Genomic DNA, 13,496 nt, shown 5'->3' on the forward strand with positions numbered 1-13,496 from the left:
TTTATTTCCTCCTCCAATCTATATAATCTCCTCTTGACATATCAACTGAAAAACCAGCACTATTTATTCTTCCTTCTATGCATTTTCTACAGTGTGCTGCCTCATCTCCAGTACAAATCTTTCCGTCATATAAAGAATATTTTTCTCTTACATTAGTAGGTGATAAATTAGGCATAACAACATTCGCTCCTACTTTTAAGGCCTTTTCTCTACCTTTTGAATCCAAAGAGCCCATAGCAGTAGTAGAAGGTAATAATACTGTAGGTAGTAACAACCTTATAATAGACAGTAACACTAATGTTTTTTCAATAGTACCATTCTCTTCGTTACAAAGAGGTGTATCTTTATGAGAAATAAAAGGTCCTACCCCTATCATATGAGGTGAGAGCTCTTTCAAAAATATTAAATCTTCTACGTAATCCTTATTTGTTACACCTGGAAGTCCAACCATAAAACCTGCACCAACTTGATAGCCTATTTTCTTCAAATCTTTTAAACACCTTCGTCTATTATCAAAATCCATATGAGGATGATGTTTTTTATATAATTCTCTAGATGCAGTTTCATGTCTTAATAAATATCTATCTGCTCCTGCATCATAAAATTTCTTATAAGTTTCAAAACTTTTCTCTCCAATAGATAATGTAACAGCAGCTTCTTTGAATTCACTTTTTATTGCTTTTATTATTTCAACAATTTTATCATCTGTATAAAATGAATCTTCTCCACCTTGAAGTACAAAAGTCTTATATCCTAACTTTTCTCCCATAGCACAACATTCCATTATTTGGTTGACTGTGAGCCTATACCTATCAGCTTTATTGTTTTCTGCTCGTATTCCACAATATGCACAATTTCTTTTGCAATAATTAGTAAATTCAATAAGCCCTCTCATATATATTTTATCGCCATAAAATCTTTCCTTTGTCTTTAAGGACATCTCAAAAAGGTAATTTTTATCTTCATTAGTTATATTATCTAGTAGCAATAATAATTTATCTTTTGGTAAATTATTATTTTTATAAAGTTTATCAATTAAATTCTTCATTTAGATAATCCTCCTCTTAAGGGTCGGCTAAAAAATTATTCTCCACTTTTGTCATCAAAATATTGATGTTTCTGCAATTTTTGATGGCAATATAGTGGAAGTTATTTTTTTACGATCCCTAAAATAAAAAACTTTCCCAAAAGGAAAGTTAGAGTTTACGCGAAATCTACACTAATCTCACTTAATGAGAAAGTTTAGAAATATCCATATATCTAATTTCCTTTCAGATTAGAAACTCTTTTCTGTTAGGTAATTACTATTGTTAAACAAATACGAAAACAGTTAAGTCTAAATATTTGAGTGTTTTGTTAAAATTTTATCAAAACCAAACTTCAATGTCAAGTTGTAATAATTCACATTTTTTATCGTTGCTTAATATCATCCTAATGTTAACAACTAAATAAAACTAAATGGCTTCCCATTATGGGAAGCCATTTAGTTTTATTTAAAGTATCTGTCTAATAACCCTTTAAATGCTGCACCATGACGAGCTTCATCTTTACACATTTCATGTACAGTATCATGAATAGCATCATAGTTTAATTTTTTAGCAAGAGTAGCTAAATCTTTTTTACCTGCACAAGCTCCATGCTCAGCATCTACTCTCAGTTGTAAATTCTTTTGAGTACTATCTGTAACAACTTCTCCTAATAATTCAGCAAATTTAGCAGCATGTTCTGCTTCTTCAAAAGCAATTCTCTTGTATGCTTCAGCAACCTCTGGGAAACCTTCTCTATCTGCTTGCCTACTCATAGCTAAGTACATTCCTACTTCTGTACATTCTCCCATAAAGTTTTGTCTCAAATCTTCTACAACTCTTGGATCTACATCTTTAGCAACTCCAATTCTATGCTCATCAGCCCAAGTTAGTTCTTCGTCAGTCTTCTCTACAAATTTTTCTTTTGGAGCTTTACATTGAGGACATACTTCTGGTGCTTCTTCTCCTTCGTGAACATAACCGCAAATTGTACAAATAAACTTTTTCATATTAAATTCCTCCTGATTTATATTCTAAATTAATATTATTTATTATTTAATAATTATTATCGACTACATATATAAATATACATTATAGTTAAAAATAATTCAACATGCTATTTAGCCTTAAAAGTTAATTTAAGTCAATTATACTTATAATCCTTTTATTTTCTCTTGATTTCAATAATTTACTATACATTTAGAATATAAGATACATTAAATCTCTTTTTCTAAAACCTTTCCCTCATTTAAGCTATTTTTAACATCAATTATTCTTTGATTAGTGGACCCTCTATATTTAATTTTTTTATCAATTTTTTCCTTTTCAAACTTTCCATCAATTAAAACATCGATATTATATAATAATTCTTCCCAACCTTCTCTTATTTTTAAATTTTTAATAATATCTTCAAATGTATATCCCGTATAACACCATATATCCTTTCCTGAGTTTTTAATTTCTCTTGCTATATATGCAAATTCCTTAGCTTGTTCAAAAGGATCTCCTCCTGAAAAAGTAACTCCAGTAAGCATAGGGTTAGAAACAACATCTTCGATTAGCTGATTCATATCTACTAATTCGCCACCTTGTAGAGGATGTGTTTCTGGATTAAAACATCCTTTACAATTATGTATACATCCTTGTGCAAAAATAACTCTTCTTATTCCTGTACCATTTACCATACTTTCATATATAATTCCTGATAATCTAACATATTTTTTGTTATTCATAGTGATACCCCTTTCATTAACTTATTACTAGAAATAAAATACGAAACAGATTAGTGAAGAGTTAATGAACTTTTGCTATGCAAAAGAAATTATTTATCTTTTATATAATCAAAAGCTTTCGCTTGCGAAAGGTACCCACAACTCTTAACTTTTAACTTTTAACTATAAATTGCCAAGCGCTTTTCTTCGCAATTTATAAAAAAGGCGAAATGAATCCCATTTCGCCTTTTCCTATACGTTGTAGTTTTTATTATGATTTTCAGTGTGTGAAATTCTATCTGCTCTTTCTGCTACTTTTCCTGCTCCAAATCTCTCATCTAATGATAAATATCCAGTAACTCTAGATATTCCTTGTATATTTGAGCTTCCACATTTTGGACAAGTGTTTTCATCAGCTTCTACTCTAGCACCACAGTCCTTACAATACTTCATATGGAAATTAATACCCATATAGCTTATATTTGTTTTTTTATAAGCATAATCTATTATAGATTTTACAGCTTCCTTAGACGGATATCCATCTAGCTCTATATAGGTTATATGTCCTGCATTACATAATGAATGGAACTTAGATTCAATATCAATTTTATCTTTTATTGATATTTGATGTCCTACAGGTACGTGATAACTATTAGTATAATAATCTTTATCCGTTACTCCTTTAACATTTCCAAAAACACTTCTATCTTGTAAAATAAACCTTCCTGATAGACCTTCAGCTGGAGTAGCGTAACAAGACCAATTTAATTTATCTTCTTCTTTATACTTATCACAAAAATCTCTAACATATTGTAATATCTTCAAACCTAATTCATAAGATTTTTGATCCTCTCCATGATGCTTACCTGTTAAAGCTATAAGTGTTTCAGCTAATCCTATGAAACCTATAGCATATGTACCTTGTTTTAAAATTGGCTCAATGCTATCATTATCTCCTAAGCCTTCAGATCCTCTCATTAACCCTTGACCTGCTACGAAAGGTAAATCTTTCACCTTTAAGTTTTTGAGAACACTGTATCTATGAAGCAAAGATTCTCTAGCTAAAGTTAATCTACTTAGTAATAATTCAAAGAATTTATCCTCATTCCCCTTAGCAAGTATCCCTAATCTCGGTAAGTTAATTGTGGTAGGTGCAATATTACCTCTTCCCTCTGGACCAGGTTCTCCATTTATATTTGACATAATATATGTTCTACACCCCATAGTTGCAGCAACAACGCCTTCATTGTACATCTTAAGATTAAAGTCTGCATCCAAATTCATAAACATCGGATTCATTCTTTTAGCTGCTACTCTACATGCTAATTCATACAAATAATAATATTTATCTTCTTCTTCTCTATTAACACCTTTTTTTACCCTAAAAATTATATTTGGAAATATTGGTTGCTCGCCTTTACCTAATCCCTTTTCATATTCTTCAAGAAAAATCTTACAAATCAAAGCAGCATCTTCATCTCTAGGTATCCCTATATTAATTGAGCTGAATGGTACCTGGCTTCCTGCTCTCGAATGCATTGTATTTAAATTATATACAATACCTTGCATTGCTTGCCTAACCTCTTTTTCTAATTTGTTTTCCACAAGCTTATTAAAAGAATCTTCATCAATATCTGATTCGACCTCTTTTAACATCTTTTTAATCTCATCTTGTATTTCTTCCCTAGTCAGCTTAACAAAATGAGCCATATCATTCTCAAAATCTACATGGGATTGGCCTCCAAACATATCATTTTGAGAACTTTGCATAAGAATACAAGATAACTCAGCAGCACTTCCTATTCTTTTTGGCGGCTTAATAGTACCATATCCTGTATTAAAACCTCTTTCTAAAATTTTTCCTGTCTCTATATTTAAACAATTTGTAGTCAAATTGTAGCTATCTAAGTCATGGTAATATATGTCTCCATTTTCATGAGCTTTTGCTAAATGTTTAGGCATCATAGCTAAATTGTGCCATTTATTTGATTCACTTGCAATTCTTAACAGTTTAGAACTAAAGTTATTCCCCACATTAGCATTATCCCTATCCGTTTCAATCCCTATTTTCTCAATAGCATTCATCAGATTTGATTTTAATTCTCTAATCTTTGTTCTCTCAACTCGATAATTTGAATATGTTTCTCCTATTAGTCTAAAATCATTTCTTAGTAAAGTGTCTTGGACAACATTTTGTATTTCCTCTACGGATACCTCTTCTGTTTTACTTTCCTCAATTTGCTTCATTACCTTTTGAGTTATTTCAATAGCATAACTCTCTTTTAAATCATATCCTATTTCATCAGCAGCACCTTTAATAGCATTGGTTATTTTCACTGAATGAAATGGAACCTTTCTGCCATCACGTTTCACAACATATAGCATTGAGCACCCTCCTAACCACAATATATAGTACTGTGATATTATACTTCACAAATAAATATAAATCAATTTAGAATTTAACTATTTTAAAAAGATAGATTTAAAATAGTAACGAAATCTAAAAATATTAGAGTTTTTTACCCAAAACTAGATGTTGACAAATCCAATCCCTTTTTTTACATTTTATGTATTAACCTTAATTGGATATACATTTTTCAAATAGCAAAAGTCATAAATTATAAAATTAATTTCAGATAGTAAGTATTTACTAGCCTTTTTATATGCAAATTAATTAGTATGCAAGTCATTTTTTCGAATTATTCAATTGAAATAATAAATCATGTAATATATAATTATATCATTGAATTTCTGAATTTTTGTTTTTTGCAAAACTTCATATTTATTAAAAAGGGGTGAAAAGAATGTTGAAAAAATTTAAGAGAATTCTAGTTGCAAACAGGGGCGAAATTGCAATAAGAATTTTCAGAGCATGTTCTGAATTGGGCATTAGAACTGTTGCCATTTATTCAGAAGAAGATAAGTTCTCTTTATTTAGAACAAAAGCAGATGAAGCTTACCAAATAGGAAAAAATAAAGGTCCAATAGAAGCTTATCTTAATATTGATGAAATAATTAGTCTAGCAATAAAAAAAGGTGTAGATGCAATCCATCCAGGTTATGGATTTCTTTCTGAAAATCCTGAATTTGCAAGAAAATGTGCAGAAGCAGGAATTGAGTTTATCGGTCCTGATTCTGTAATGATGGAACATCTTGGAGATAAAATAAAATCGAAAATAGTTGCTAAAGCTGTTGATGTACCTACTATTCCAGGAGTTGAAAAACCAGTTTCATCTAATGAAGACGCGGTTCAATTTGCTAAAGAATGTGGATATCCAGTAATGTTAAAAGCTGCAGCTGGCGGCGGCGGAAGAGGTATGCGAATAGTAAGAAATGAAGAAGAACTTATATCTTCATTTATAAGCGCTAAAAATGAGGCAAAAAAAGCTTTCGGTATTGATGATATATTTATAGAAAAATATTTAGAAAGTCCTAAACATATTGAAGTACAAATTCTAGGTGATAAATATGGTAATATCGTACATCTTTATGAGAGAGACTGCTCAATCCAAAGAAGGCATCAAAAAGTAATAGAATTTACACCTGCTTTAAATCTCACAGACGAACAAAGAGACAAAATATGTAACGATGCTTTGAAAATTGCACGACACGTTAACTACAAAAGTGCAGGTACTTTAGAATTCTTAGTTGATAAAAATGGTGATCATTATTTTATCGAGATGAATCCAAGAATTCAAGTAGAGCATACAGTTTCTGAAATGGTTACTGGAATAGATATCGTTCAAAGCCAAATTCTCATTGCTGAAGGATATTCTTTAGATTCAAAAGAAGTAGGTATCCCTAATCAAGAATCAATATCCATTCACGGATATTCAATACAATGTCGTGTAACTACTGAAGACCCTTCAAATCAATTTGCACCTGATACTGGTAAAATTGATGTTTATAGAACTGGCTCAGGCTTTGGAATTCGTCTTGATGGCGGAAATGGATTTACTGGTGCTGAAATAAGCCCTTATTATGATAGTTTACTAGTTAAAACTACATCATGGGCAAGAAGCTTTGATGACGCTGTTAGAAAAGTTCTACGTGCTATTAAAGAGTGTAAAATTTCTGGTGTTAAAACAAATATGGACTTCTTAATAAACGTGCTAAATCATCCTACTTTTGCTAAAGGTGAATGTACTACTAACTTTATTGCAGAAAATCCTGAACTATTTGATATATCACCAAAAACTGACTATGAGTACAATATACTTAAATATATAGGTGAAAAAGTTGTTAATGAAACTCATGGAATAAAAAGAGATTTTGATATTCCTAAAGTTCCTAAAGTTTCTAATATAGTAAATTTAAGTGGAACAAAACAAATACTTGATGAACAAGGACCAGAAGCTTTAGTTAACTGGGTAAAATCTCAGGAAAAACTATTACTTACTGATACAACTATGAGAGATGCTCATCAATCATTAATGGCAACTAGAATGAGATCAATTGACATGTTAAAAGTTGCTAAATCAACTTCACATATTGCTAAAGACCTCTTCTCTGTTGAAATGTGGGGCGGTGCTACTTTTGATGTAGCATATAGATTTTTAAAAGAGTCTCCATGGGATAGATTGGAAAAATTACGAGAGAAAATGCCTAATATATTATTCCAAATGCTAATTAGAGGTTCTAATGGTGTTGGTTATAAGAATTATCCTGACAATGTTATTCGTTCATTAATTGATCAATCTTCAAAATCTGGAATTGATGTATTTAGAATTTTTGATTCATTAAACTGGTTAAAAGGTATGGAAGTAACAATTGATCAAGTATTAAAAAACAATAAAATAGCTGAAGGATGTATTTGCTATACTGGAGATATATTGGATACTAGTAAAGATAAGTATTCTCTTCAATATTATGTGGATAAAGCAAAAGAATTAGAAAAAATGGGGGCACATATTCTAGGAATAAAAGATATGTCTGCTCTACTTAAGCCTTATGCTGCATACAAACTAATTAAAGCATTAAAAGATGAAATATCAATACCAATACATTTGCATACACATGATACAACAGGTAATGGAGTTGCAACTGTAATTATGGCTGCTGAAGCCGGCGTAGATATAGCTGATACAGCAATAAATAGTATGTCAGGACTAACAAGTCAACCAGCTCTTAACTCTGTTGTTGCTGCACTTGAACACACTAAGCGTGCCACTGGCATGGATTTAAAAGGAATACAAAAAATATCTGATTATTGGACTGCAGTACGTCCTGTATATGAACAATTTGAATCAGATCTTAAATCAGGTACTACAGAAATATATAGATATGAAATTCCAGGTGGTCAATATTCAAATCTAAAGCCACAAGTTGAAAGTTTTGGTCTTGGTCATAGATTTAATGAAGTAAAAGAAATGTTCAAAACTGTAAATAATTTGGTAGGGGATATTGTTAAAGTAACTCCTTCATCTAAAATGGTTGGAGACCTAGCAATATTCATGGTTCAAAACGATCTTACATCAGAAAATATATTAACAAAAGGAAAAGACTTAGCTTTCCCAGATTCAGTTGTTGCATATTTTAAAGGTATGATGGGTCAGCCTGAGGGTGGTTTCCCTGAAGATCTTCAAAAGATTGTGCTTAAGGGTGAAGAACCAATCACATGTAGACCTGGTGAATTATTACCAGATGAGAATTTCGATGAAATTGAAACTCTACTGTCAGATAAATATGGTATAGAGCCAACCTCAAAAGATGTTCTTAGCTATGCATTGTATCCGGATGTATACTCAAAATATCTTGAGTATATCAAAGAACATGGAGATTTAAGCACTGTGGGAAGCGATATATACTTCCATGGATTAGCTGAAGGGGAAACTTGTCAAATAAAAATAAAAGAGGGAAAAACTCTTATATTGAAACTATTGCAAGTTACTAAAGTTAATTCAGAAGGATTTAGAACTCTTATTTTTGAAGTTAACGGTAATAGACGTGAACTAAAAGTAAAAGATACTACATCTAAATCTACAATAGAATCTGTAGAGACTCAATATGCTGATCCAGATAATCCTTTAGAGATAGGATCTAGTATACCTGGAACAGTTCTAAAAGTACTTGTAAATGAAGGTGATGAAGTAAAAGAAAATCAAACCTTATTAGTTATTGAGGCAATGAAAATGGAAACTAATATTACTGCATCAACATCAGGTAAAGTAGGTAAAGTCTTAGTTAAAGAAGCTCAACAGGTTAAATCTGGAGAACTATTAATGAAAATAGATAATAAATAAAAAGTAAGAGCATATATCTCCAAAAGATATATGCTCTTATCATCTAAATTTTAATTAATTCTTATTAAAAAGAGATCTGAGTCCAGTCTCTTCTTTATTTATAATTCTTTTATAATTAGCTAAATGTTTATAAATTGATATAACTGCAATAATACATAGTATACCCACACCAGCAATAGAGTACCCTGCAACATATTTAGCTATAGGCCAAATAATAACTATTGCTAAAGTTCCAATTGCAATATAATCCGTTAAGATAGTTACTATAATTATTGTCGCTATCAAAATAGCTGCAATTTTAAAATCAATAGCTAATGCCATTCCAATTATTGAAGCAGTACCTTTCCCCCCTTTAAATTTAAGGTAAAAAGGAAATATATGCCCTATAATAGCAAAGAATCCTGATACAAAATATAAGTAATCAGAGTTTGGAAACAACCATTTTATAATAAGTACAGCTACTATTGCTTTTAAAATATCAACTAACGCCGTCAAAACTCCATACTTCCAACCCATTACTATGGTAACATTTGATGCTCCTGCATTATTACTGCCCTTATCTCTTATATCAATCTTACCTATAAACTTACCTAAAACGAAAGCCGTTTGAAAACAACCAAGAAAATAACCTAAAATTGCTGCAAATAAAAATGGCATCACTAATACACATCCTTTCTACATATATAACTATACTTTATAATATAATTGCTATATTTTCAACATTAAAGATGTGTATTATTTAGTGCTTAAGTTCTATATTCTCCATTAATTTCTACATATTTATACGTCAAATCACAGCCCCAAGCTATTGCTTCTGATTCACCACTATTCAAATTTACTAATACAGTTATTGTATCCTCATCTAATACAGCTTTAGCTTTTTCTTCATCATAAGCTATCATCATGCCCTTTTCTGCAACTTGAACTTTTCCTGCAGAACTTTCAAAATGTAAATCCACTTTATATGGATCGAAATCAGCATCGGAATATCCTAATGCACAAATTACCCTTCCCCAATTAGCATCGCTACCAAACATAGCACATTTCACAAGATTTGATGATACAACTGATTTAGCACATTTTTTTGCATCTGATTCATTGTTTGCACCTATAACTTTAGTTTGAAATAACTTAGTAGCTCCCTCACCATCTCTTGCTATCTTTTTGGCTAGTTCTTTATTTACATAATCAAATGCTTCTTTTATTATCAAAAATTCTTTATTTTCATTATCAATAACAAGATTTTCTGCCATACCATTAGCTAATGCTATAACCATATCATTTGTACTAGTATCTCCATCTACAGAAATCATATTATATGAATCTTCAATACTATCTTTCAAAATTTTATTTAGCATATCCTTAGAAATATTAGCATCCGTAACTACAAAACTTAACATAGTAGCCATATTAGGATGAATCATTCCTGATCCTTTAGCCATTCCACTAATGCCAACTTTTTTTCCATTTAGTTCTATATTTACTGATACAACTTTCTTAACAATATCTGTTGTCATTATAGCAGTCGATGCTGCTTCCCCTCCAGTATAGCTAAGCATTTTAGTTATATCTTTAATCCCATTTTCCATCTTATCCATTGGTATTGGTATACCAATAACTCCAGTTGATGCCTGAAGAACTTCTTCCGGCTTTAGATTTAATTCTTTAGCTGTTAGTTTTGCAATCTGTAGAGCATCTTCATATCCCTTTTCTCCCGTGCATGCATTTGCCTGACCACTATTTATAACTACCGCCTTCGTTATATCATTTTTAATATATTCCATATTTATAAGCACAGGTGCAGCTTTTGCTTTGTTTTTTGTAAAAGTAGCAGCTGATACAGCATTAGATTCACTATATATCATTGCTAAATCTTTTTTACCACTTTTCTTGAATCCTACTGCAATTCCAGCTGTTTTAAACCCTTTAACATTATCAGAAAAATTTCCTTGTATAATTTTCATAACCCTTTCCCCCTTTTTTAATTTAACAAATCTTTATAAAATATTAGGAATGAAGTCAATTCCCATCTTCTCTTCATATCCCATGATAATATTCATATTTTGCACTGCTTGACCTGCAGCACCTTTAACTAAATTGTCTATAGCCGATATAACGATAATTCTATTTGTTCTTTTATCTAGTTTAAAAGCAATATCACAATAATTGCTACCCTTAACATTCTTAGTCTGTGGCAATTCATTAATTAATCTTATAAAATATTCTTTACCGTAATATTTTTCAAACACTACTTTGATATCTTCTTCTAAGTAATCCTTGTTGAGATTTGCATAGCATGTTGCTAAAATCCCTCTATTCATTGGTATAAGATGTGGAGTAAAGTTTAATATTATATCTTCTCCACATGCAGAAGACAACGTCTGTTCAATTTCAGGTGTATGTCTATGATTTGCTACCCCATACGCCTTTATTGATTCATTACACTCTGAGAATAAAGATGCTGTTTTTAATCCTCTTCCTGCTCCTGATACTCCAGATTTAGCGTCTATAATAATACTATCTTTTTTTATAATATTTTCTTTTACCAAAGGGTACATGGCTAAAATACTTGCAGTTGTAAAGCATCCTGGATTAGCAATTAAGTCAAATTCTTTTATTTGTTCCCTATTTATTTCACATAATCCATATATAAAATTTGGTATTAACTCACTAGCCTTGTGTTCTACACCGTACCACTTTTCATAAGTATTTACATCTTTTAATCTATAGTCTGCACCTAAGTCAATAACTTTAGTATTACACTCAATTGCCTTTTTTACTATGTCAAATGATTTTCCATGTGGTAATGCTAAAAATATTATATCTACATCTTTTATCCTATTTATTGCTTCATTTATATTTATACAATTAATATTTAAAATATCGATATAGTTCTGATATATATCCTCATAATTATATTCTGCATAAGTGTTAGATGACAAAAATTCAACTTTTACCCTATCATGATTTTTCAAAAACCAAATTAACTGTTGCCCTGCATAGCCAGTCGAACCAAACACTCCAACTTTAACCATATACTCACCTCTTAAAAGTTTTAAAATTATTATACATAATAATGAATATTTATTCAATGCTTTGTATATAAATTTATTTGCTTTTTTTATTTTTTTAAGTTTTTCATTTATTTCTATTGTATATATAAACTTTTTATAGTATAATTATACATATCCATGGAGATATATGATTAGAAGGAGGTAAAAATGGCTATAAATTACGTTATGAATACTTACGGTAGATTTGATGTAAGTTTTGAAAAAGGAGAAGGTACATGGTTATACGACGATAAAGGAAATAAATATTTAGATTTCGTTTCAGGAATAGCTGTAAACTGCTTAGGCCATAGTCATCCTTCTATAATTAAAACTATAAAAGAACAAAGCGAAAAATTGATACATGTTTCAAATTATTATTGGAACAAACCTCAATTAGAATTAGCTGAAATACTTTGTGAAAATAGTAGCTTTGATAAAGCTTTCTTTTGTAATACAGGAACAGAAGCTGTTGAAGCAGCACTTAAATTATCAAGAAAATACAGCATAAAAAAGGGCTATGAAAATAAAAGCACAATAATATATATGAATAATTCTTTCCACGGAAGAACTATGGGTGCACTTTCTGTTACAGGACAACCTAAATATCAAGAAACTTTCAAACCTTTAATTGGAAATACTATTTCTATTGATTTTAACGATATAGATGCATTAGAATCAGCTTTTAACAATAATGTATGCGCTGTTATAATGGAACCAATTCAAGGGGAAGGTGGAATTCTTCCTGCCGAAATAAAATTTTTACAAAAATCAAGAGATTTATGCAATAAATATGATTCACTATTAATCTTTGATGAAGTTCAATGTGGAATAGGTAGAACTGGTTCATTATTTGCTCATCAAAAGCTAGGAGTTTCTCCCGATGTAGTTTGTATTGCTAAAGCTTTAGGTGGGGGAGTGCCTATAGGTTCTATGCTAACTAATAAAAGAGCTGATGTCCTTGAACCAGGAGATCATGGTACAACTTTTGGTGGAAATCCACTTTGTTGCTCTGTATCATGTACTGTTTTAAAAGAATTGATTGACGGAGGTATAATTGCTTCTATTGATGAAAAAAGTAATTATTTGATAAATAAACTTACTAATTTGAAATTAAAGTATTCTCAAATTAAAGATATTAGAGGAATGGGATTGCTTATAGGAGTAGATATAAATGTTGATCCTAAAAAATTGATGAAAGAATGTTTTTCCAATGGTTTATTAGTTGTAACTGCTGGTAAAAATACACTTAGATTTTTACCTCCATTAAATGTTAATTATGAAGAATTAGATAAAGCTGTTTTATTGTTTGAAAAAGCTTTAATTAGTCTTAGCTAATTTCTTCATCATTATATATTTTCCCCAAAATAGGGAACACTATCCTTTTTTTATAAAGGATAGTGTTTCTATTTTTTGATAACTTTTACCATAACCACTTTCTTTATTGGATTCTCTAAAAAAAATATT

Annotated in this window: 9 protein-coding genes; 2 read left to right on the forward strand and 7 right to left on the reverse strand. The window is 30.4% G+C overall.

Features of this window, described 5'->3' with window-relative positions; genetic code table 11:
* Nucleotide 1: 1 nt before the first annotated feature.
* The 4 genes from hydE to nrdD all read right to left on the reverse strand — a co-directional run bounded on the left by hydE (nt 2) and on the right by nrdD (nt 5,122).
* Complete coding sequence (hydE, locus tag ACQ3F0_RS05575; RefSeq protein ID WP_428864159.1) at nt 2-1,048, reverse strand: [FeFe] hydrogenase H-cluster radical SAM maturase HydE; 1,047 nt, start codon at nt 1,046-1,048, stop codon at nt 2-4.
* A 441-nt stretch (nt 1,049-1,489) separates the two neighbouring features.
* Entirely contained in the window at nt 1,490-2,035 is a 546-nt protein-coding gene (locus tag ACQ3F0_RS05580) for an NADH peroxidase (protein WP_428864160.1), read from the reverse strand.
* Between the two features lie 207 nt (nt 2,036-2,242).
* Complete coding sequence (gene nrdG, locus ACQ3F0_RS05585; RefSeq protein ID WP_428864161.1) at nt 2,243-2,758, reverse strand: anaerobic ribonucleoside-triphosphate reductase activating protein; 516 nt, start codon at nt 2,756-2,758, stop codon at nt 2,243-2,245.
* Between the two features lie 231 nt (nt 2,759-2,989).
* Complete coding sequence (gene nrdD / locus ACQ3F0_RS05590; protein ID WP_428864162.1) at nt 2,990-5,122, reverse strand: anaerobic ribonucleoside-triphosphate reductase; 2,133 nt, start codon at nt 5,120-5,122, stop codon at nt 2,990-2,992.
* A 419-nt stretch (nt 5,123-5,541) separates the two neighbouring features.
* On the opposite strand from nrdD, the gene ACQ3F0_RS05595 reads away from it, so the two are divergent.
* Nucleotides 5,542-8,979, forward strand: a complete 3,438-nt coding sequence (locus ACQ3F0_RS05595; protein ID WP_428864163.1) for a pyruvate carboxylase — start codon at nt 5,542-5,544, stop codon at nt 8,977-8,979.
* A gap of 54 nt (nt 8,980-9,033) precedes the next feature.
* On the opposite strand, the gene ACQ3F0_RS05600 is transcribed toward ACQ3F0_RS05595, so the two are convergent.
* The 3 genes from ACQ3F0_RS05600 to argC form a co-directional block, all read right to left on the reverse strand.
* Nucleotides 9,034-9,636: a glycerol-3-phosphate acyltransferase gene (locus ACQ3F0_RS05600; protein WP_428864372.1), complete on the reverse strand. Its 603-nt coding sequence runs from the start codon at nt 9,634-9,636 to the stop codon at nt 9,034-9,036.
* A gap of 89 nt (nt 9,637-9,725) precedes the next feature.
* On the reverse strand, nt 9,726-10,943 hold the full coding sequence (gene argJ / locus ACQ3F0_RS05605) for a bifunctional glutamate N-acetyltransferase/amino-acid acetyltransferase ArgJ (RefSeq protein ID WP_428864164.1): 1,218 nt from the start codon (nt 10,941-10,943) through the stop codon (nt 9,726-9,728).
* Between the two features lie 33 nt (nt 10,944-10,976).
* Nucleotides 10,977-12,014 carry an N-acetyl-gamma-glutamyl-phosphate reductase gene (gene argC / locus ACQ3F0_RS05610; RefSeq protein WP_428864166.1) on the reverse strand — a complete coding sequence of 346 codons (1,038 nt, stop codon included), beginning with the start codon at nt 12,012-12,014 and terminating at the stop codon, nt 10,977-10,979.
* A gap of 186 nt (nt 12,015-12,200) precedes the next feature.
* Between argC and ACQ3F0_RS05615 the strand changes: the two genes are divergently transcribed.
* A complete protein-coding gene (locus ACQ3F0_RS05615) occupies nt 12,201-13,367 on the forward strand; it encodes an aspartate aminotransferase family protein (protein WP_428864167.1) in 1,167 nt (388 codons plus the stop codon).
* Nucleotides 13,368-13,496: the final 129 nt, after the last annotated feature.

The sequence above is a fragment of the Clostridium sediminicola genome (assembly GCF_050402865.1).
Taxonomy (GTDB): Bacteria; Bacillota; Clostridia; order Clostridiales; family Clostridiaceae; genus Clostridium_AF; species Clostridium_AF sediminicola.